Annotated in this window: 20 protein-coding genes; 13 read left to right on the forward strand and 7 right to left on the reverse strand. The window is 60.9% G+C overall.

Annotation, left to right across the window (positions count from 1 at the left end; translation table 11 throughout):
* Nucleotides 1-35 precede the first annotated feature (35 nt).
* Both CCGE531_RS15315 and CCGE531_RS15320 read left to right on the forward strand, forming a co-directional pair.
* Nucleotides 36-1,238, forward strand: coding sequence for a phosphoglycerate kinase (locus CCGE531_RS15315; protein WP_120664944.1), 1,203 nt, complete (start codon nucleotides 36-38; stop codon nucleotides 1,236-1,238).
* Between the two features lie 213 nt (nucleotides 1,239-1,451).
* On the forward strand, nucleotides 1,452-2,477 hold the full coding sequence (locus CCGE531_RS15320) for a class I fructose-bisphosphate aldolase (protein WP_120664945.1): 1,026 nt from the start codon (nucleotides 1,452-1,454) through the stop codon (nucleotides 2,475-2,477).
* 228 nt (nucleotides 2,478-2,705) lie between these two features.
* Here CCGE531_RS15320 and CCGE531_RS15325 read toward each other — a convergent pair whose 3' ends face one another.
* Nucleotides 2,706-3,509 carry a helix-turn-helix transcriptional regulator gene (locus CCGE531_RS15325; protein ID WP_120664946.1) on the reverse strand — a complete coding sequence of 268 codons (804 nt, stop codon included), beginning with the start codon at nucleotides 3,507-3,509 and terminating at the stop codon, nucleotides 2,706-2,708.
* A 74-nt stretch (nucleotides 3,510-3,583) separates the two neighbouring features.
* Between CCGE531_RS15325 and CCGE531_RS15330 the strand changes: the two genes are divergently transcribed.
* Entirely contained in the window at nucleotides 3,584-4,525 is a 942-nt protein-coding gene (locus tag CCGE531_RS15330) for an NmrA family NAD(P)-binding protein (RefSeq protein WP_120664947.1), read from the forward strand.
* 158 nt (nucleotides 4,526-4,683) lie between these two features.
* Here the strand turns inward: CCGE531_RS15330 and CCGE531_RS15335 are convergent, their stop codons facing one another.
* Complete coding sequence (locus CCGE531_RS15335; protein WP_120664948.1) at nucleotides 4,684-5,493, reverse strand: SDR family NAD(P)-dependent oxidoreductase; 810 nt, start codon at nucleotides 5,491-5,493, stop codon at nucleotides 4,684-4,686.
* Between the two features lie 47 nt (nucleotides 5,494-5,540).
* On the opposite strand from CCGE531_RS15335, the gene CCGE531_RS15340 reads away from it, so the two are divergent.
* Both CCGE531_RS15340 and CCGE531_RS15345 read left to right on the forward strand, forming a co-directional pair.
* Nucleotides 5,541-5,921, forward strand: a complete 381-nt coding sequence (locus CCGE531_RS15340) for a helix-turn-helix domain-containing protein (RefSeq protein ID WP_120664949.1) — start codon at nucleotides 5,541-5,543, stop codon at nucleotides 5,919-5,921.
* A gap of 134 nt (nucleotides 5,922-6,055) precedes the next feature.
* Nucleotides 6,056-6,973, forward strand: coding sequence for a PhzF family phenazine biosynthesis protein (locus CCGE531_RS15345; RefSeq protein ID WP_120664950.1), 918 nt, complete (start codon nucleotides 6,056-6,058; stop codon nucleotides 6,971-6,973).
* A gap of 49 nt (nucleotides 6,974-7,022) precedes the next feature.
* On the opposite strand, the gene CCGE531_RS15350 is transcribed toward CCGE531_RS15345, so the two are convergent.
* Nucleotides 7,023-7,184, reverse strand: coding sequence for a hypothetical protein (locus CCGE531_RS15350; protein WP_162943910.1), 162 nt, complete (start codon nucleotides 7,182-7,184; stop codon nucleotides 7,023-7,025).
* A 226-nt stretch (nucleotides 7,185-7,410) separates the two neighbouring features.
* On the opposite strand from CCGE531_RS15350, the gene CCGE531_RS15355 reads away from it, so the two are divergent.
* From CCGE531_RS15355 to CCGE531_RS15370, 4 genes are all read left to right on the forward strand, one after another.
* Entirely contained in the window at nucleotides 7,411-8,685 is a 1,275-nt protein-coding gene (locus CCGE531_RS15355; protein ID WP_120664952.1) for an MFS transporter, read from the forward strand.
* A 28-nt stretch (nucleotides 8,686-8,713) separates the two neighbouring features.
* On the forward strand, nucleotides 8,714-8,905 hold the full coding sequence (locus CCGE531_RS15360) for a DUF1192 domain-containing protein (RefSeq protein ID WP_120664953.1): 192 nt from the start codon (nucleotides 8,714-8,716) through the stop codon (nucleotides 8,903-8,905).
* Between the two features lie 360 nt (nucleotides 8,906-9,265).
* A complete protein-coding gene (locus tag CCGE531_RS15365; protein ID WP_120664954.1) occupies nucleotides 9,266-9,781 on the forward strand; it encodes a DUF1465 family protein in 516 nt (171 codons plus the stop codon).
* Nucleotides 9,782-10,060: 279 nt separating this feature from the next.
* Complete coding sequence (locus CCGE531_RS15370) at nucleotides 10,061-11,998, forward strand: TetM/TetW/TetO/TetS family tetracycline resistance ribosomal protection protein (protein WP_120664955.1); 1,938 nt, start codon at nucleotides 10,061-10,063, stop codon at nucleotides 11,996-11,998.
* 76 nt (nucleotides 11,999-12,074) lie between these two features.
* Here the strand turns inward: CCGE531_RS15370 and rpmE are convergent, their stop codons facing one another.
* Nucleotides 12,075-12,296: a 50S ribosomal protein L31 gene (gene rpmE / locus CCGE531_RS15375; protein WP_120664956.1), complete on the reverse strand. Its 222-nt coding sequence runs from the start codon at nucleotides 12,294-12,296 to the stop codon at nucleotides 12,075-12,077.
* 192 nt (nucleotides 12,297-12,488) lie between these two features.
* Here rpmE and CCGE531_RS15380 point away from each other — a divergent pair, with 192 nt between their 5' ends.
* The 4 genes from CCGE531_RS15380 to CCGE531_RS15395 all read left to right on the forward strand — a co-directional run bounded on the left by CCGE531_RS15380 (nucleotide 12,489) and on the right by CCGE531_RS15395 (nucleotide 16,428).
* A complete protein-coding gene (locus CCGE531_RS15380) occupies nucleotides 12,489-14,291 on the forward strand; it encodes an ABC transporter transmembrane domain-containing protein (protein WP_120664957.1) in 1,803 nt (600 codons plus the stop codon).
* A 109-nt stretch (nucleotides 14,292-14,400) separates the two neighbouring features.
* Complete coding sequence (locus CCGE531_RS15385) at nucleotides 14,401-14,589, forward strand: YegP family protein (protein ID WP_120664958.1); 189 nt, start codon at nucleotides 14,401-14,403, stop codon at nucleotides 14,587-14,589.
* Nucleotides 14,590-14,836: 247 nt separating this feature from the next.
* A complete protein-coding gene (locus CCGE531_RS15390; RefSeq protein WP_120664959.1) occupies nucleotides 14,837-15,175 on the forward strand; it encodes a YciI family protein in 339 nt (112 codons plus the stop codon).
* Between the two features lie 5 nt (nucleotides 15,176-15,180).
* Nucleotides 15,181-16,428, forward strand: coding sequence for a DUF6596 domain-containing protein (locus tag CCGE531_RS15395; protein WP_120664960.1), 1,248 nt, complete (start codon nucleotides 15,181-15,183; stop codon nucleotides 16,426-16,428).
* A 4-nt stretch (nucleotides 16,429-16,432) separates the two neighbouring features.
* Here the strand turns inward: CCGE531_RS15395 and CCGE531_RS15400 are convergent, their stop codons facing one another.
* From CCGE531_RS15400 to CCGE531_RS15410, 3 genes are all read right to left on the reverse strand, one after another.
* Nucleotides 16,433-17,464 carry a peptidoglycan -binding protein gene (locus tag CCGE531_RS15400; protein ID WP_120664961.1) on the reverse strand — a complete coding sequence of 344 codons (1,032 nt, stop codon included), beginning with the start codon at nucleotides 17,462-17,464 and terminating at the stop codon, nucleotides 16,433-16,435.
* A gap of 3 nt (nucleotides 17,465-17,467) precedes the next feature.
* Nucleotides 17,468-18,511, reverse strand: a complete 1,044-nt coding sequence (locus CCGE531_RS15405; protein WP_120666869.1) for a flagellar motor protein MotA — start codon at nucleotides 18,509-18,511, stop codon at nucleotides 17,468-17,470.
* 135 nt (nucleotides 18,512-18,646) lie between these two features.
* Nucleotides 18,647-19,447 (reverse strand): inositol monophosphatase family protein, encoded by an 801-nt coding sequence (locus CCGE531_RS15410; protein ID WP_120664962.1) that lies wholly within the window; start codon nucleotides 19,445-19,447, stop codon nucleotides 18,647-18,649.
* Nucleotides 19,448-19,494: the final 47 nt, after the last annotated feature.

Consider the following 19,494-nt stretch of genomic DNA (forward strand, 5'->3'; position numbering starts at 1 on the left):
GCACTTTTCGCCACCAACAACATTGGATCCTCCCCATGGCAGCCTTCAAAACCCTCGACGATCTCACCGACATCACCGGCAAGCGCGTGCTCGTGCGCGTCGACCTCAACGTGCCGGTCAAGGATGGCAAGGTCACCGATGCGACCCGCATCGAACGTGTCGCTCCGACGATCCTCGAACTGTCCGAAAAGGGCGCCAAGGTCATCCTGCTTGCCCATTTCGGCCGCCCGAAGGATGGCCCCTCCCCGGACCTTTCGCTCGGTCTTATCGTGCCCGCCGTCGAGGAAGTTCTGGATCATGCCGTTCTCTTCGCCTCCGACTGCATTGGCGCTCCTGCCGCCGACGCGGTTGCTGGGATGAACAACGGCGACATCCTGCTGCTGGAAAACACCCGCTTCCACAAAGAAGAGGAAAAGAACGACGCAGCCTTCACCAAGGCGCTTGCCGCCAATGGCGATATCTACGTCAACGACGCCTTCTCGGCCGCCCACCGAGCGCATTCCTCGACTGAAGGCCTCGCCCACCTGCTGCCGGCCTATGCAGGCCGCACGATGCAGGCGGAACTCGAAGCCCTGGAGAAGGGCCTCGGCAATCCGGTCCGCCCGGTCGTCGCCATCGTCGGCGGCGCCAAGGTTTCCTCCAAGATCGACCTGCTGATGAACCTCGTGAAGAAGGTCGACGCGCTTGTCATCGGCGGCGGCATGGCGAACACCTTCCTCGCAGCTCGCGGCACCAATGTCGGCAAGTCGCTCTGCGAACACGATCTCGCCGACACCGCCAAGCAGATCATGATCGAAGCGGCCACGGCCGGCTGCGCGATCGTCCTGCCGGAAGACGGCGTCGTTGCGCGTGAATTCAAGGCCGGCGCTGATAACGAGGTCGTGGCGATCGAGGCCATCCCGGCCGATGCCATGGTGCTCGATGTCGGCCCGAAGTCGGTCGAGGCCGTCAACGCCTGGATCGGCCGTGCCACGACGCTGGTCTGGAACGGCCCGCTCGGCGCCTTCGAAATCGCTCCCTTCGATGCCGCAACCGTCGCGGCCGCCAAATATGCCGCCGAATGCACCAAGGCCGGCAAGCTGACCTCGGTCGCCGGCGGCGGCGACACCGTCTCGGCACTCAACCACGCCGGCGTTGCCGACGACTTCACCTATGTCTCGACGGCCGGCGGCGCCTTCCTCGAATGGATGGAAGGCAAGGTTCTTCCCGGCGTCGCCGTTCTGCAGTCTGCCAAGTAAACAAGCCTCTTTGCCATCATTGACGGAAGCCGCGAAAGCCAAGACTTTCGCGGCTTTTCCATGAGTGCTAGGATGACATCCGAAACATTCAAACGGTTGAAATCATTTCAATCGTTTCAATTAGTTAGCCTGCCATTTCCCTCCTTCTACACTTCTGTTATCGCCGATCTATATTGATCCTGTCGCCGACTGAAATCGCCTTGGAGAAACAAAATGAGCGAACGAATTGAAGACATTGCCGTAAAGATGGTTGCTGGTGGCAAGGGCCTCCTGGCGGCGGACGAATCCACCGCCACAAACAAGAAGCGCTTCGACACCATCTCTCTCGTATCAACGGAAGAGAGCCGCCGCGACTATCGCGAGATGCTCTTCCGCTCAGACGACGCCATGAAGAAGTACATCTCCGGCGTCATCCTCTATGAGGAAACCCTTTTCCAGAAGGCTGCGGATGGCACCCCCTTCGTCGACGTCATCAGGGCTGCGGATAGCATTCCCGGCATCAAGGTCGATATCGGCGCCAAGCCTTTGGCCGGTTTCCCCGGCGAAACCATCACCGAAGGCCTCGACGGCCTCGCCGATCGCCTGGCGAAATATTATGACGCCGGCGCCCGCTTCGCCAAGTGGCGCGGCGTAATCGCCATTTCCGACACGCTCCCGACCTATGGCGCCGTCAAGGCCAATGCCCACGCGCTTGCCCGCTACGCCGCCCTTTGCCAGCAGGCAAAGATCGTCCCGATCGTCGAGCCGGAAGTGCTGATGGATGGCGAACCCGGCACGCAGAGCCTCGACCGCAGCGAGGAAGTTACCCGCTGGACGCTGCAGATTGTCTTCCAGGAACTGGCGGAAGCCCGCATCAACCTCGAAGGCATGATCCTGAAGCCGAGCATGGTCATCGACGGCAAGAAGGTCCGCAAGGCCTCCGTCGAGCAGGTCGCCGAGCGCACCGTCAAGGTTCTGAAGGAAACCGTTCCTTCCGCGGTGCCGGGCATCGCCTTCCTCTCCGGCGGCCAGTCGACCGAAGAAGCGACCGCCCACCTCTCCGCCATCAACTCCGGTTACGACCTGCCCTGGCATGTGACCTTCTCCTACGGCCGCGCCCTGCAGGACAGCGCGCTGAAGGCATGGGGCGGCAAGGCTGAGAACGTCGCCGCCGGCCAGCGCGCCTTCACCCACCGCGCCGAGATGAACTATCTCGCCGCGAAAGGTAGCTGGACGAAGGACAGCGAAAAGGCTGCCTGATTTCAGGTAGCGTTCGCATGAACAAAAAGCCCTGATCGCGATGCGGCCGGGGCTTTTTGCGTCTATCCTGTCAATACAATTGGAAAGCCCGCTTCCTTTCCCAACAAGTGGCAGAGAAGGATGCGATCTTATTTAACAAGTGCCGGCAATGACTACTTTCGGCCCATTGCGGTCACGGCACGTGCCGTAAAGGCCGACCAGTGTTGCCGAATTCGGCCACTCGGCAAATCATCTCGCGAAGTAGCGCGTTGGCGTTGTGCCCAATGCCTTCTTAAACATGACGATAAAGGCGGTAGCGGATTCATATCCCAAGTCGCTCGACACCCTCTGGACCGTCGCGCCGCTGGCCAGTTCGCGCAACGCGATGACTAGGTGCAGTTGCCGCCGCCATCGGCCGAAGGTCAGTCCCGTTTCCTGGACCATCAGCCGCTTTAGGGATCGCTCACTCATGGCAACGTGTGCCGCCCAATCGACCAGGGTGCGACGGTCGCTCGGCTCCGCCATCAGGGCAGCAGTGATCGCGGCGATTTTGGGATGGCTGGACGCGGGTAAGTCCAGCCCCTGTATCGGCATTTGCGCGAGTTCATCCAGCAAGACCCGCACCATACGGCCGACATGATCCTCCGGAGCAGAATTGACCGGTACATCCGCCAGTCGGAGGATCATCTCGCGGAGCATCGGCGACACAGACAGAGTGCAGCACTCCTGCGGCAGCTTGGCCGCTTCAGGTTGAACGAACAGATAGGACAGGCGTGCGTTGGACGTGACCTGGTTGCTGTGGGGCACGCCGCCGGGTATCCAGACTCCGCAGTCCGGTGGGACAATCCAGATGCCATTCTCCGTCCTGCATGTGACGGCCCCGTGCAGAGCCAAAATGAGCTGCCCTTCCTTGTGCTGGTGCTGGGGCACTTCAGCCTCATAGTCACTGAAGTCGAGGCGGACAGCGACGGCCGGGCGATCTGACCAGTCGGGATCAAAGTCGTCGTAGCAGGAACGCAGCAGTTTTGCGGATTGACCCGATTTGGAGATCATTTGGCATTATCTCCAAATTCGTACGGACTGCAATAGTCTACTACTGGGTGGTCAACAACCGAAAGGAGACTGTCATGCGAATTTCTGTCGTCGGCGCCACGGGACGAGTTGGCGCTAAGCTGACCCGGACCCTGCTGAGCGCCGGGCATCAGGTCAGAGCGTTGTCGAGAGGTGGCCCAGCGCTTGACGCACTGGTCGAGCTCGGAGCAGAGCCATTCCTGGGAAGCTTTGACACAGGAGCGGGAGACCTTGACCAATTTTTCCAGGGTGCAGATGCCGCGTTCCTGATGGTGAAGACCGATTGGAACAACATCGAGGGACACTACCCCGCTGTTGCCCAGCGCTTTGTCGATGCGCTCGAAAAATCCTCCGTCAAACTGGCCGTAAGCCTAACGGCCATGGGTTCGGACGTGAAGGGGAAAACGGGTCATTTCGAGTGCTTCCACGATCTGGACGAAAAGCTCAACGAACTCAGCAATATCAATTTGGTCCACCTGCGCGCCGCCTGGTTCATGGAAGACGTGTCGGCGTGGACGGGGCCGGTTGCCAAATACGGTCGAATTGCCTGGTTCTGCAAACCTGATTTAAAGATGCCCTGGGTGGCGACCGATGACATCGCATGGCTGGCAGCGAAGGAACTGACCAATCCGACGGGCAGACACCGCGTCTATCTCGAAGTCGGCTCGGAAGATGTCTCGATGAACGAACTGGCCGTGATCATTGGCAAGGAGATCGGCAGGCCGGTGGAGTACCGATACATCGAGACAACCCGCAAAGACGTGGAAGCTGAATTTCTGGCGCGGTTCGGGACGCCGGAGAAATGGCAGGACGACACCCTGAGTGCTGACGCTTTGAACAATGGCATCGTAAGGTTCCATGGGGAGCACGAGGATCGTCCGAAATTGCCCACAACGATGGAGGTGTTCATTGGTGACGTTTGGAAGCCGCGTTACCTGGAGGCGGTCAGAGCGGGAGACCAACGAGAGACGTTTCCCATGTGGACCGCCAGGGACTAGCTGGATGTCATGCTGGTTCTTTTGAATTGTCCCAGCAATCTCGAGTCTTTATTGGACGCTACCGCAAATTATTAAATTGCGGTAGCTATATGACCGCAATTGGCGCGTTCGAGCCATGATGCTGTCGGCCTAATGCGGCCATCTCCAACAAACTCTTCCTAGATAGTCGGCAACATTCCGCCGTCAAGCCTCAGATTGACACCGGTTATGTACGCGGCCCGCGGACTGACGAGGAAGGAAACGGCATCGGCTATCTCCTCCAGGGTTCCCACCCGGCCTGCGGGCACCTGGGCGAACGTCGGAAGCACGGCTTGTTCGATCGCCTCCCACGGAGCATCTTCCGCAAGTCCTTGCTCCACGGCGACCTCGCGAAACCGCGCGTCCAGCCTGGCGCTGCGTATAGTGCCTGGCGATACCGTATTGACTGTGACCCCGTCGGCCGCGACCGCTTTCGCCATGGAGACCGTCATTGCGTTCATGGCGGCCTTGCAGGCGGAATAATCCGGCCTCGAGGCCGGTGGCATCAAACCGGCCAGGCTGGAAATGTTGACGACCCGTCCCCACTTGGCTTGCCGCATTCTTGGCAGCAGCAGGGTCGTGACTCTCACGGCGGCGAGGACGTTGCGGTCGTAGGCGGACATCCATGAGGCGGGGCGGCTGCTGGTCCAATCCTCCGCGTCACCTGAGCCCCCGGCATTGTTGATCGCGATGTCTATCGGACCGGCAAGCGCTTGCGCCTCATCGACAAGCCGGCGCACGTCGTCATCGATCGTGAGGTCCCCGAGAACGGCGTGGGCACGTCCTCCTTCGGCGATGATGTCCTGGGCGACCCGCTCCGTCTGTGTCCTGTCGCGGCCGTGGACGACGACGACCGCCTTCTCACGAGCAAGCCCTCTAGCGATCGCTTCTCCTATGCCCTTGCTGCTCCCGGTGATGAGCGCTGTCTTCCCATCCAGTTTCAAATCCATTGTCCGGTACCTATCTTGAAGTCGGTACCTCACAAAAGAACAGAACGATGATCGAGACAATTACGCACTTTAAAGTGCCTGTAGAACGCGAAGACCGATCCGTATGCCTTGGTCCGGACGGATCCGTGGCGCATGTCACCAGGATGCTTCGAATGATCAGCGGGCGCTGGAAGCTTCCGATCCTGTTCCGCCTCTTTGCCGGGCCATCGATGCGCACCTCGCAATTGAAACGGGACATGCCGGGCATTTCGCAAAAGATGCTCACGCAACACCTGCGGGAGCTTGAAAATGACCGCCTTGTCGAGAGGCGGGATTTTGGCGAGCAGCCGCCCCGCGTGGAGTATCAGCTTACCGACGCCGGTCGAGGGCTTATGCCTGTCCTGATGGCCGCAAGGGAATTTTCGATACGCCATGTCGCCGAAAGGTAGTTCCCTACCTGCGTTCGGATTTTACTCGAATTATGCGGACGACCTGAACTTGTCACCAGCACAAGTTCTCGCTTCAAGCCATGGTCGGGCAGCGTCTATATCCTGACAGTCCCATGAAAGCATCAGGAGCCGCCATGAACACCGTCGCTTATGTCACCGTCGACGTCTTCACATCGGAGCGCTTCGTCGGCAATCCACTGGCTGTGATCCCCGATGCCCGTGGCCTCGGCAGCGACGCCATGCAGAAGATCGCAGCCGAGTTTTGTTATTCGGAAACGACCTTCGTGCTGCCGCCGGAAAGCCACGATCACACCGCGCGCGTCCGCATCTTCACGCCGACGGCCGAAATTCCCTTTGCCGGCCATCCCAATGTCGGCACCGCTTTCGTTCTCGGGCAACAGCGGGAAATCTTCGGAAAGCCCGCGGGCGACAGGCTGACCTTCGAGGAGGATGCCGGCCTGGTGGAAGCAACGCTGCTGCGCACCGATGGTGCCGTCACCAGCGCAAGCATACGTGCGCCGGCGAGCCTGACGATCGGCGAAACGATTGCCGACGAATTGATTGCGCGTTGCGTCCAGATCGACCCACAAGCGATCCGCAAAACCACGCATGCTCCGACCTTCGCCTCGGTTGGCCTGCCTTTCGCCTTTGCGGAGCTGGACAGCCTCGGGGTGCTTGGAAAGGCAAGGCCGAACGCGGCGGTTTTTGCCGAAGCGGCCGCGCGGCATAAAGAGGACAAGACCGGCTTTTCACTCTTTCTCTACGTGCGTTCCGCCGAAAATCCCTGGCATATCCGCGCCCGCATGTTTGCGCCGCTCGACAATGTGACGGAAGACCCCGCGACCGGCAGCGCCTCCGCGGCCCTCGGCGCGTATCTGACCTCCCTGCTGCCGGCACCGGACGCGGAAGTGAAAATCACCATCGAGCAGGGCGTGGAGATGGGAAGACGCAGCCTCATCGGCGTCGAAGTCAAGAAAACCGCCGGCACGGTAAATGAAGTCTTGCTGTCGGGCAGCAGCGTCTCCGTTATGCGCGGAGAAATCCAACTTTAGGAAGCGGCGCATGGCGGGGCCGAAGCTCCGGCGTCCAGCCTGAAATACGCTAAAACGTCTCGTTGATGACCAGCGCCACCGTCCAGATGGCAAAGGCGAAGATGGCGATCTTCCAGAAATCTGCCCTGCGCTTCAGTCCCGGCAGTCCCAGGGGCTTGATGATATGCACCGCCATGGCGAGCAGAAGAAGCACCGCTATGGCTTTTGTCACGCTCTTTTTCCCCGTTTTCGCAAGAGTGAGAGCCGCCGCGACCAAAAATCGCTGCATAGCTTTCGCGTTCATGCTGTAATCGCCACAGGACGGACATCTTTCCGCGCCAACAGACTGTTTCTACAGGCCGATAGCGGCAATCCGGGACACAATCAATAGTGAAAACAGGCAGGGCGGGATCCTGTCTTATCGGTTCCTTAAGCGGAGCCGCATGAAGGTGGGGAGCATGAAAAGAAATATTTTGCCCGTACTCGCTCTGCTGTTCGGTACGCTCTTCCTCTTCACGGGAAACGGCCTGCATAGCCTGCTGCTGCCGATGCGCGGCACGGCCGAAGGCTACGCGACCACGACGCTCGGCCTGCTCGGCACGACCTGGGCCACTGGCTTCGTACTCGGCTGCCTGACTGCGCCGAAGCTGGTCAGGCGCATCGGCCATGTTCGCGCCTTTTCGGGCTTCATCTCCGTCATCGCCATCATCGCGCTGCTGACCGGCATCGTCGTCGATCCGATCTGGTGGGTGGCGCTGCGCGCCGTCACCGGCTTCTGCACGGCCGGCACCTCGATGATCATCGAAAGCTGGCTCAACGAACGCGCCACCAACGAGAGCCGCGGCGCGATCTTCTCGCTCTATATCGGCATCACCCTCCTCGGCGCCGTCGCCGGCCAGATGATGGTGCCCTTTGCCGATATCCACACGCCCATCCTCTTCATGATGTGCGGCATCTGCTATTGCGTCGCCATGCTGCCGACCACGCTGTCGACCGCCGCCTCCCCGCAGCCGCTCAAGGCCGTCAGCCTCGACCTGAAGGCGCTCTACCGCAATTCGCCGGTCGCCTCGATCGGCATCCTGCTCGTCGGCATCGCCAACGGCGCCTATGGCACGCTCGGCGCCGTCTTCGGCGCCAATGCCGGCCTTTCCCAAAGCGATATCGCGCTGATGATGAGCTTGACCATCTTTGCAGGCGCCGTCATGCAGTTGCCGGCAGGCCGCCTTTCCGATCGCATCGACCGCCGCTACGTACTGGCGGGCATGGCCGCCGTGGCAGCACTCGACGGCCTGCTGCTTTTCCTGGTGCAGCCCGGCAATCCCGCCTTCCTCATCGGCATGGTGGTGATCTATGGCGCGGTCGCCAACACCCTCTATCCGATCGCGGTTGCCCATGCCAACGACTTCGCCGCACCGGAGGATTTCGTCAAGGTTTCCGGCGGCCTGTTGCTGCTCTATGGCATCGGCACCATCATCGGCCCGACGCTCGGCGGACCGGTCATGTCCTCCGTCGGCCCCTACTCGCTGTTCTTCCTCACGGCCGTCGCCCATGTGCTGATCACGGCCTATTCGATCTTCCGCAGCCGCATGCGCGCCGCCAAGCCGGCGGGCGATCGCGACGCCTATACGACCATGCCTTCAGCCAATGCGCAGATGATCACGCCGGAGAGCATGGCACTCGCGCGAAGCGAGACTTCAAAAAAGGACGATATAACTGTAAATTACGGCACCTGATCCCCCAAAAGGGAAAGGAGGAGCCGAAATGAGCTTATTCGACGATGATCGTTCGCAGCAGCCGTCAGCCCACGAGATCGGTAGCGACTTGTCGCTGCTATCAGTGGACGAGCTGAAAAACCGCATAGCATTGCTCCAGGGCGAGATCGCCCGGCTGCAAGAGGAAATCGAAACCAAGGCATCCGGACGCAAGGCGGCAGAGGGCCTCTTCCGTTTCTGAAGCCTCCGGCGGCAGCGGCGGAGGTCCAAGATCAAGGCATGCTCAACCGAATATTAAGCTTTACGACATATTACTATGACCATCCAGATTCGCTCTGGACTCAGACAGTTCCTCCACTCGGCGAATTGGTCTGATTTTTCTCCCTGTTTTACCTTGAGAGCCGCTTTTGCGGCTCTTCTTTTTTCATCCTGTAACACCGCCTTCATCGAAACTGTGGAGATTAACCCTTTCTTAAGAATGGCCTTGCGGATTTCAGTTAAAACCAGCATCCTAAAGTCATAAAAGCGGATGCCGAAAGCTCTTAGGGACTTGACCGGCTTTTCCTGAACAAAAGTGTTGCGTGAAGCAGGGATTTATTCGATGTCGGAACTTGGGTTGAACACGATCAGCTTTGCTGGCCATGCCGCATCGTCGGCACAGTTCAGGGTACTGTATTCTGAAGGCATGTCGCTGGTCGAGGAAACCGCCAGCTATCTTGACGGCCAGGGCCGTGCTGCCTCCAAGGTTCTGCCGCGCATGGCTTCCGTGCTCTACGCCGCCGAATCCATGCGGCTGACGACCCGCCTGATGCAGATGGCCTCCTGGCTGCTGCTGCAGCGCGCCGTCAACAATGGCGAAATGTCGCGCGACCAGGTGCTGGCCGAGAAGAACAAGGTTCGTCTCGACGGCTTCAACGTCGATCGCAGCGCTCCGGGCTGGAACGACCTGCCGGAAGCTTTCCGCGATCTGGTCGAGCGCTCGCTGCGCCTGCAGAACCGCGTCGCCCTGCTCGACCGCGAGATCTATCGCCCGACCGAGCCCGCCATCGTTCCGGACAACCAGAACAGCGTCAAGGCACAGTTGACCCTGCTGCAGACGGCCTTCGGCGGCAACTGAGCTACCGAACCATCGGTAATGAATTTGAACCGGTCGCGCCTGGCGCGGCCGGTTTCGTTTTGGCAACCATGCCACACTCGGATAAGGCACGCGCGGAGTTAAGCCCAGAGTAGAAACCGGGCCAGGCTTGACGGATTCCGTGAAACATCTGTAAAACGGGTGCCAGCTTCTCCCAACCGGAGCGGCTGGCAAGCCGATATCGAATGTGCGTGGAGGACCCAATGCGCCGACTCACTTCTCACGAAAATCAAATCCGAAATTCTGAGAAGATGATGAACCATGCGCACATTGAATCTGGGCATTCTCGCCCATGTAGACGCGGGCAAGACTAGCCTTACGGAACGACTCCTTTTCGACACCGGTATTATCGGCAAACTCGGCAGCGTCGACGCCGGCAATACGCAGACCGATAGTCTCGAACTCGAAAGACAACGCGGCATCACCATCGCCGCGGCAGTGGTCTCCTTTACCATCGGCGATGTGGCGGTAAACCTCATCGACACGCCAGGCCACCCGGACTTCATCGCCGAGATCGAACGGATCCTGCAATTGCTCGATGCGGCCGTGGTCGTCGTTTCGGCCGTCGAGGGCGTGCAGCCGCAGACCCGCGTGCTCGTCCGGGCATTGCGACGCCTCGGCATTCCCTTCCTATTCTTCATCAACAAGGTCGATCGCCTCGGCGCGCGCTACGACGACGTTCTTGAAGAGATTTCGACCCAGCTGGCGGTTTGCCCCGTTGCAATGTCGGATGTCAGCGATGCCGGCGGCAGGCTCGCCGCCGTGGGAGCCGTCGATATCGAAAGCGATCCCCATTTCTCGCGCCTATGCGAGGTGCTTGCGAGCAACGATGAGGCGCTGCTGAACGATTATGTGCTTCATCCGGAGTGCCTGACGAGACAAAGGCTGGAGCGCGCCCTTATCGATCAGGTGGCGAAAGCTCTCATTCATCCGGCATTTGCCGGTGCGGCCACAAGGGACCTCGGTATCCCCGCCCTGATCTCGGCGATCGAGACCCTGCTTCCCAGCCGCCGCCCGAATCCTGATGGTCCGGTCTCCGGGAAAATCTTCAAGATCGAGCGAGGATGGGGCGGGGAGAAGCTCGCCTATCTCTATCTGGCGTCAGGCACGATCGGACTTCGTGACGATCTCGAACTCCCGAATGGCCCGGCAAAGATCAGCAGCCTTCAGCTTTTCCGGGACGGCCGGGCGGACAAGGTCACACAGTTCAGCGCCGGGCGGATCGCCAAGGTCGGCGGGCTCGCGAATGCCCGCATCGGTGATTGGATCGGCACCGAGACGTCCCCCGGCACCCTTCGCCACTTTGCGCCGCCCACTTTGGAAACCCGCATCCGCCCGATGCGTCCTTCCGAAAACGCGGCGCTGTGGCTGGCCCTTGGCCAGCTCGCAGAGCAGGATCCGCTCATCAACCTGCGCGCCAACGAGGAAACCGGCGACATGTACGTCTCGCTCTATGGCGAGGTGCAGAAGGAGGTCATTCAGGCAACGCTGTCGAGCGAGTTCGGCCTGGATATCGCCTTCGAGGAAAGCACCGTCATCTACGTCGAGAGGCTGGTCGGAACCGGGAGCGGGCTGGAGCTGATATTCAAGGAGCCCAATCCGTTTCTCGCAACGGTCGGATTGCGCATCGAGCCGCGGCCGGAAGGCGCCGGCAACAGCTTTGCCCTGGAGGTGGAGGTCGGCCAGATGCCCGCAAGCTTCTATAGAGCTGTCGAGGAAGCCGCTTTCGAAACGCTCAAGGAAGGTCTTTTCGGTTGGCAGGTCATCGATTGCCATGTCGCGATGACATCAGCGCGCCAAAGCTCGCCGGCCACGACCGCTGTGGATTTCCGCAAGCTGACGCCGTTGGTGCTGGCATCGGCGCTTTCGTCCGCGCGCACGATCCTATGCGAGCCCGTTGAGCATTTTCACATCGAAATACTGGCAACGGCGCTCACCGGCATCCACAGCCTGCTGGCAAAATCCGGCGCATCGATGAAGAAAACGCTGATCGACGGTGGGCTGGCGCGGCTGGAAGGCACGGTGGCGTCCTCGATGATCCAGAACATTCAAAGGCAGTTGCCAGGATTGTCGGGCGGAGCGGGCGCCTTGGATCACGCCTTCGACCACTACGCGCCGCTGGCCGGTCCGCAGCACTTGCGAGAGCGCGCGGGCGCAAACCCGTTCGATCGCGCCGATTACCTGCGGCGCGTGCGATGAGGCGCCAAAGCTCCGTATGAAACGCAAAAAAGCCCGGCAAAACCGGGCTCTTTTCAAACAGCAAATCGCAGAGCGATTAGATGCCGAGACCGCCGAAGCGCTTGTTGAACTTCGAAACGCGGCCGGCACGGTCCATCATCTGCTGGTTGCCGCCCGTCCAAGCCGGATGGGACTTGGAGTCGATTTCGAGGTTCATGACAGCGCCTTCAGAACCCCAGGTCGAGCGGGTTTCATATTCGGTGCCGTCGGTCATGACTACCTTGATAACGTGGTAGTCGGGATGAATGTTGGCCTTCATAACAATCTTCCTGTCATGCCAGGGTCCATTTGTCGCAAGCCATTGCGGCAACCGAACCGATTGAATAAATGAAGCCGCAGTCCGTTAAAGGCCACGGCTTCCAATTAAGATGGCGTGCCTATACATGAAGGCAGCGGCGATAACAAGGGGCGAAACGTCGAGTCCCTTGCTGATATGGGGATTGGAGACGACTTGTCAGAGACTGGCCAGGCAGAGGAAAAGAAAACCCGATCAATCCGTCCCCTTGGGCGATTGACGCCGTACCTCGGGCGATATCGCGGCATGGTGACCGGAGCGCTTGTCTCGCTCGTCCTCGCAGCCGTCACCTCGCTCGCTCTGCCGGTCGCCGTCCGCCGCATGATCGACCACGGCTTCGATGAGGCCGACCGCGGACTGGTCGACAGCTATTTCATCGCGATCATGGGCATGGCCCTGGTGCTCGCCGCGGCGAGCGCGCTGCGCTACTATTTCGTCATCTCCATCGGCGAGCGCATCGTTTCCGACATGCGCCGCGAGGTCTTCGACCACGTCACGCGGCTGTCGCCCTCCTTCTTCGACGTCAACCAATCCGGCGAAATCGTCTCGCGGCTGACGGCCGACACGACTCAGATCAAATCCGCCGTCGGTGCCACTGCCTCGGTCGCCCTGCGCAACCTCATCCTCTGTCTCGGCGCCGTGATCATGATGATCGTCACCAGCCCGAAGCTTTCCAGCATCGTCCTGATCGCCATCCCGATCATCGTGCTGCCGCTGGTCAGCTTCGGCCGTTCCGTGCGCAAGCGCTCGCGTGCCGCCCAGGATACTTTGGCGCAGGCATCCGCCTATGCCAATGAGACCATCGCAGCCAACCGCACCATACAGGCCTACAACGGCGAGATCGCCGCTTCCCAGCGTTACGGAGCTACGGTCGAGGATGCCTATCAGGCGGCGCGCGCGGCGATCAAATCCCGCTCGCTGCTGACGGGCTTCGCCATTGCCATGATCTTCGGCAGCATTGTCGCCGTTCTCTGGGTGGGGGCGCAAAATGTGCTCGCCGGCACCATGTCGGCCGGCACGCTCGGCCAGTTCCTGCTCTATTCCGTCATTGCCGGCTCCTCGCTCGGTTCACTGTCGGAAGTCTGGGGCGAGCTGTCGCAGGCCGCGGGCGCGGCCGACCGCCTGGGCGAGCTGCTTGCCGAGGTTTCGCCGATTGCCGCTCCGGCCAATCCCCTGCCCTTGCCGCAGCCGGCGCAAGGTCGCGTGGAATTCACCGATGTCCATTTCTCCTATCCGTCCCGTCCCGGCAGATCGGCGCTGCATGGGCTCTCCTTCTCGGTGAAGCCGGGCGAGACGGTCGCGATCGTCGGGGCATCTGGCGCCGGCAAAAGCACCATTTTTTCGCTGCTGCTGCGCTTCTATGATCCACAGAAGGGCGGTGTCGCCATAGATGGCGTCGACGCTCGCGATGTTCTGCCGGACGCCCTGCGCGAGCGCATCGCCATCGTGCCCCAAGACACGACGATCTTCGCCGCTTCCATCCATGACAACATCGCCTTCGGCCGCCCGGATGCCTCTCGCGACGAAGTATACGCCGCCGCCATCGCCGCACAGGCGGACGAATTCGTCTCGCGCCTGGAAAAGGGATACGACACGCAAGTCGGCGAGCGCGGTGTAACGCTCTCCGGCGGCCAGCGGCAACGCATCGCCATTGCCCGCGCCATCCTGAAGAACGCGCCGATCCTGCTGCTCGACGAGGCAACCTCCGCGCTTGATGCGGAAAGCGAAACCCTGGTGCAGAAGGCCCTGGAAGGCCTCATGGAAACACGCACCACCCTCGTCATCGCCCATCGCCTGGCGACCGTGCTGAAGGCTGACCGCATTCTGGTGCTGGATCAGGGCCGTATCGTCGAGGAAGGCACGCATCAAAGCCTGATTCGTCACGGCGGCATTTACGCGAAGCTTGCGCGCCTGCAGTTCGATGCCGGCATAGAGGAGCACATGCTTATCGCGAAATAGTGTGTGCAGTGTTCGGTTGCCGCAAATACAACCATATGGAAATAACTTTGAAGTTGAGCTAGATTTTCCGCGTTATCCCGCGCTGACGCGATTCTAGGAGACGTGAACCATGTATAAATTTGAAGTCTACAAGGACAAGGCCGGCGAGTTTCGCTTCCGCTTCAAAGCCTCGAACGGCGAAACCATGTTCGGTTCCGAAGGCTACAAGGCAAAGGCTTCGGCTCTGCATGCCATCGAATCGATCAAGGCTCATGTCGGCGCCGCCGCCATCGACGACCAGACCACCGCAACGGCCTGAGGCTTCGCGTCAAGCATCCGCTGTAAAGCCATATCCGGCCGGCTGCCCCTGGGCATGCCGGCCGTTTTGATTTTTCGGCGATGAATTCAAAAATCTTTCTGCGCGTGTCGAATTCGCCCGAGCTCGCGGCTCATTATATCGAAGCGGCAGGAAGCCGTTTTGCCAGCGGTGTTGTATATTCCGGCATTCAGCTTTGTGGGATACGCCGTCCGGCCATCGTCAAAACTGCAAATGGGAGAATTATCTCATGCAATATGCTTTGATCATCCGTGAATCAGCCGAGGATTTCGAGCGTCGCGCGGACCCGACCTATAAGAACAGCTGGATTGCCTACACGCAGGCGCTTATCCAGGCCGGCATCATGACTGGTGGCGCGGGATTGACCGCGCCGGAAACGGCAACTGTCGTCCGTCGCCAAGGCGAGGACCACGAAGTGCAGGACGGTCCCTTCCCTGACGGTAAGGAGCAGCTTGGCGGCTTCTATCTGATCGAGGTTCCGGATCTCGATGCCGCGCTGGAATGGGCCCTGCGCATACCGATCTCCCAGCAAGGCTCGGTCGAGATACGGCCGCGATTGCAGATGTAGCCATCATGGCATTGGATGCCCGACGCGCTGCAGAGCAAGCAGCGCGTCAATCCTACGGCAAGCTGATTGCTTTTCTCGCCGCGCGCTTCCGTGACGTGCCGGCGGCTGAGGATGCTCTGTCCGATGCGATCGCGGCAGCGCTGAGTACCTGGCCGGAGCGCGGCATCCCCGACAATCCTGAAGCCTGGCTGCTGGTTGCGGCCAAGCGTAATCTCCTTCGCCGGGTCAGGCACGAGAACGTCAGGGCCGGCGCGCGCGACAGGATCATGATGGCCTTCGAAGAGGCAGAGGAACGCATGAATGCCGATAATCCAACATTTCCGGATGAACGGTTGAAGCTCCTCTTCGTCTGCACCCATCCGGCTTTGCATCGCTCCGCTCACACCCCGCTGATGCTGCAATCCGTACTGGCCGTCGATGCCGCAACCATAGCCAAGGCCTTCCTCGTTTCGCCGCAAGCCATGAGCCAGCGGCTCGTGCGGGCAAAAATCAAGATCCGCGACGCACATATTCCTTTTATCGTTCCGGAGCGGTCCGTGTTGCCGGACCGATTGGAAAGCGTGCTTTCGGCGATATATGCCGCCTACGGCCTCGGCTGGGACGGGGTCGACGGAGAGACCGGCAAGCAAGGCTCGCTCGCGGAGGAAGCCATCTGGCTCGGCCGCACACTGCTTGCAACCCTGCCCCAGGAACCGGAGGCGGCGGGCTTGTTGTCGCTGATGCTCTACAGCGAATCCCGTCGTGAAGCACGGCGCGATGCGAATGGACGATATGTCCCGCTCGACCAGCAGGAACCCGCGCTCTGGAATGCCGAAATGATCGCCGAGGCCGACAATCTGCTGCGAAAGGCCGGTGCAGTCGGCCGTTTCGGCCCGTTTCAGTGTCAGGCCGCGATCCAGTCCGTACATGCCGAACGGCGACGCTCCGGCGCGACCGACTGGGCCGCGCTTGCCAAGCTCTATGAAGCGCTTGTGATCATGAAGCCGACAGCTGGCGCCCGCGTCAGCCACGCGGCCGTGACAGGCAGAGTAAAGGGTCCGTCAGCCGGCCTGGCGCTCCTTGACCGGATAGCCGAGCGCGACATGGTCACTTATCAGCCCTATTGGGCTGTGCGCGCCCACCTCCTGGCCGAGACGGGGGATACGGAAAACGCCGCCAGCGCATATCGCACCGCGATCGGCCTCAGCGACAGCGAAGCCGTGCGGCAATTCCTGCAGGCACGCCTCGATAGCGTCGCATCGCCGGGGCGCTGATCGACTATTTTTCCGTCAGCTTCAGTTCGATGCGCCGGTTGGTGGCACGAGCATCCGGCGTATCGCCGGGTGCGATCGGCTGGAATTCGCCGAAGCCGGCCGCAACCAGCCTATCGGCGGGGACGCCCTGCGAGATCAGGAACTTGACGACGGCGATGGCGCGCGCCGACGACAGCGCCCAGTTGTCCGGATAGCGGCCACTGCCCGAAAGCGGCACATTGTCCGTATGGCCATCGACGCGCAGCACCCAATTGATTTCAGGCGGGATTTCCTTGGAAAGATCGATGAGAGCCGCCGCGAGCTTGGTCATCTCCGCCTGGCCGGCCGGATTGAGATCGGCCGCTCCCGACGGGAACAGCACTTCCGACTGGAACACGAAACGGTCGCCGACGATGCGGATATTATCACGGTCGGACAGGATTTCGCGCAAGCGGCCAAAGAAATCCGAGCGGTAGCGGTTCAGTTCCTGCACACGCTGGGCCAGCGCCACGTTCAGCCGCCGCCCGAGATCGGCGATCTTCACCTGCGACGTCTGGTCCTTGGTCTCGGAAGCCTGCAGTGCCGCCTCCACGGCCGCGATCTGGCTGCGCAGAGCGGCTATCTGCTGATTGAGGAGATCGACCTGGCTGAGGGCCCGCGTACTCACCTGCTTCTGCTCGTCGAGCTGCTGCGACAGCGTACCGGCCCGCTGCTCGGCGGCCTGGCTATTGCCGGACCCCGCGGCAAGCAGGGTCTGCAGGCGCGAGCGCTCGCCCTCCGCGGCGGAAAGGGAGGCTTGCAGATTGGCGACGGTATCTTCCAGATCCTGCTTGCCATTTTTTTCGAGCGCCAGCTGCTCCACCAGATCGTTGATGCGGCTGTTGAGACGGTTGAGAACCTCGTCACGCCCGGAGATTTCGCGACTGAGGATGAATTGGCCGACGACGAATACCGTCAGCAGGAACATGATGGCCATCAGCAGCGTGGACAGCGCGTCGACGAAGCCTGGCCAGTAGTCGACGCTTCTCTGGTGGCGTCGGTTGCGGGCGAGCGCCATGGCCTACTTGCTCCCGGTCTTCTCGGTGTGACCGATGCGGTCGGCAAGGCGATCGAGCGTGCGGCGCATCGATTTCGCCTCTTCCTGCTGTGCCTCGATCCAGTCCCGCAGCATCTGTTGTTCGTTGCGCATGTTCTTGACCAGGCCCTGAATGCCTTCGGCGAGGTTGGCCATGGCGGTTACCGAGCGCTGGCCGCCGCCTTCGTCGGCGATCTTGCGCAGATAGTCCGACAGCGCCCGCACATCCTCCGAGGAGGCACCGGCCGCGCCTTCGATGACGGGGGCGATATCGGAGCCGACATCGGTGACCGACGAGAGCCAGTTTTCGAGCTCGGTATAGAAGCGGTTCTGCGCGCGGCCGGCCTGCAGGTCGAGGAAGCCGAGGATCAGCGAGCCGGAAAGGCCGAGCAGCGACGACGAGAAGGCCGTGCCCATGCCGACCAGCGGGCCGGAAAGCCCGCTCTTCAGGGCGCTCAGAATATCGCCGCTGCCGCCGGTGCCAGCATCGAGGCCCTGAATGACGTCGTTAATCGAGCCGATCGTACCGATCAGACCCCAGAAGGTGCCGAGCAGGCCCAGAAAGACCAGCAGGCCGATGAGATAGCGCGAGGTATCGCGCGATTCGTCGAGGCGCGTGGCGATCGAATCGAGAATGGAGCGCAATGTCGCCGTGGAGAGCTGCATCGCGCGGCGGTTGCCGAGCAGCGCGCGCATCGGCGCGAGAAGCCGCGGATTGCGGCCAACCTTGTCCGCATTGCCGACGGCGCGGAAATGATTGAACCAGCGAACCTCAGGCCTCAGCATCAGCACATGATTGAAGACCAGCAGGATACCGACGGCCAGAACGCCGAGGATCAGGCCGTTGAGGCCGGGATTATGGAGGAAAGCGACCTGGGCCTGACGGAAGAGGATGGCCACTATGAAGCCGACGATGATCAGGAAAAGAACCATCGTCCAGAAAAAGGCCATCGGACTTGAGAGCTTGTAGGTGTAAGTGCCCGATACGTTGTCGGTCGATCCCAGATCCGACAGATTCACATTTTCCATCATACGCTCCGCCACCGCATTTTCCGCAGGCGGAGACTAGAGCAACATTGTGCCGAATTGAAGAGACGGAAAGCACAAAACAGTCCGTTGGCAACAGACTGTTTTGTCATTCGAAAAAGCGAACTGGGGAATGGCTTACTTCGTCGGGATCGGACGCTTGATCACTTCGGCGAGCGCCTTCTGGATGTGCTCGTTGCCGCAGATGATCGAACTTGTGCCGAGCATGTCGTTGCCGCCATGGAAATCCGAGACGAAACCGCCGGCTTCACGGATCAGCAGAATGCCGGCCGCGACATCCCAGGGGGACAGGCCGGTTTCCCAGAAACCGTCGAAACGGCCGGCCGCGACATAGGCGAGATCGAGCGATGCGGAGCCGAGGCGGCGCACACCGGCGACTTCGCCCATGACGTGGCGCAGCTCGACGAGGAATTTGCCGTGATTGCCGCGGCCGAGATGCGGGACACCACAGCCGATGACGCTGTCCGACAGTACGCGGCGCGAAGCGACGCGCAGGCGGCGATCGTTGAGGAATGCGCCGCCGCCGCGTTCGGTCGTATAGAGTTCGTCGGTCGCCGGATTGAAGATGACGCCGGCAACGATCTCGTCATTGCGCTCAAGCGCGATCGAAACGGCGAACATCGGAATACCGTGCAGGAAGTTGGTGGTGCCGTCGAGCGGATCGACGATCCAGCGATGCGCGCCGTCGGTTCCCTTGATCTCCTCGTCTTCTTCGCCGAGGAAACCGTAGGTCGGGCGGGCCTTCAGGAGTTCGTCACGAATGATCTTCTGTGCCTTGAGGTCGGCCTGGCTGACGAAATCGCCCGGCCCCTTCACCGAAACCTGCAGGTTCTGCACTTCGCCGAAATCGCGGCTGAGCGACTTGCCTGCCTTGAGGGCAGCCTGAACCATGACATTGAGAAGAGCAGAACGGGCCATCGGGTTTCCTTGGATAATGCAGAAAGCGCTGACCGGGCCCGAAAGCA

The organism is Rhizobium sp. CCGE531, assembly GCF_003627795.1.
Classification (GTDB): domain Bacteria; phylum Pseudomonadota; class Alphaproteobacteria; order Rhizobiales; family Rhizobiaceae; genus Rhizobium.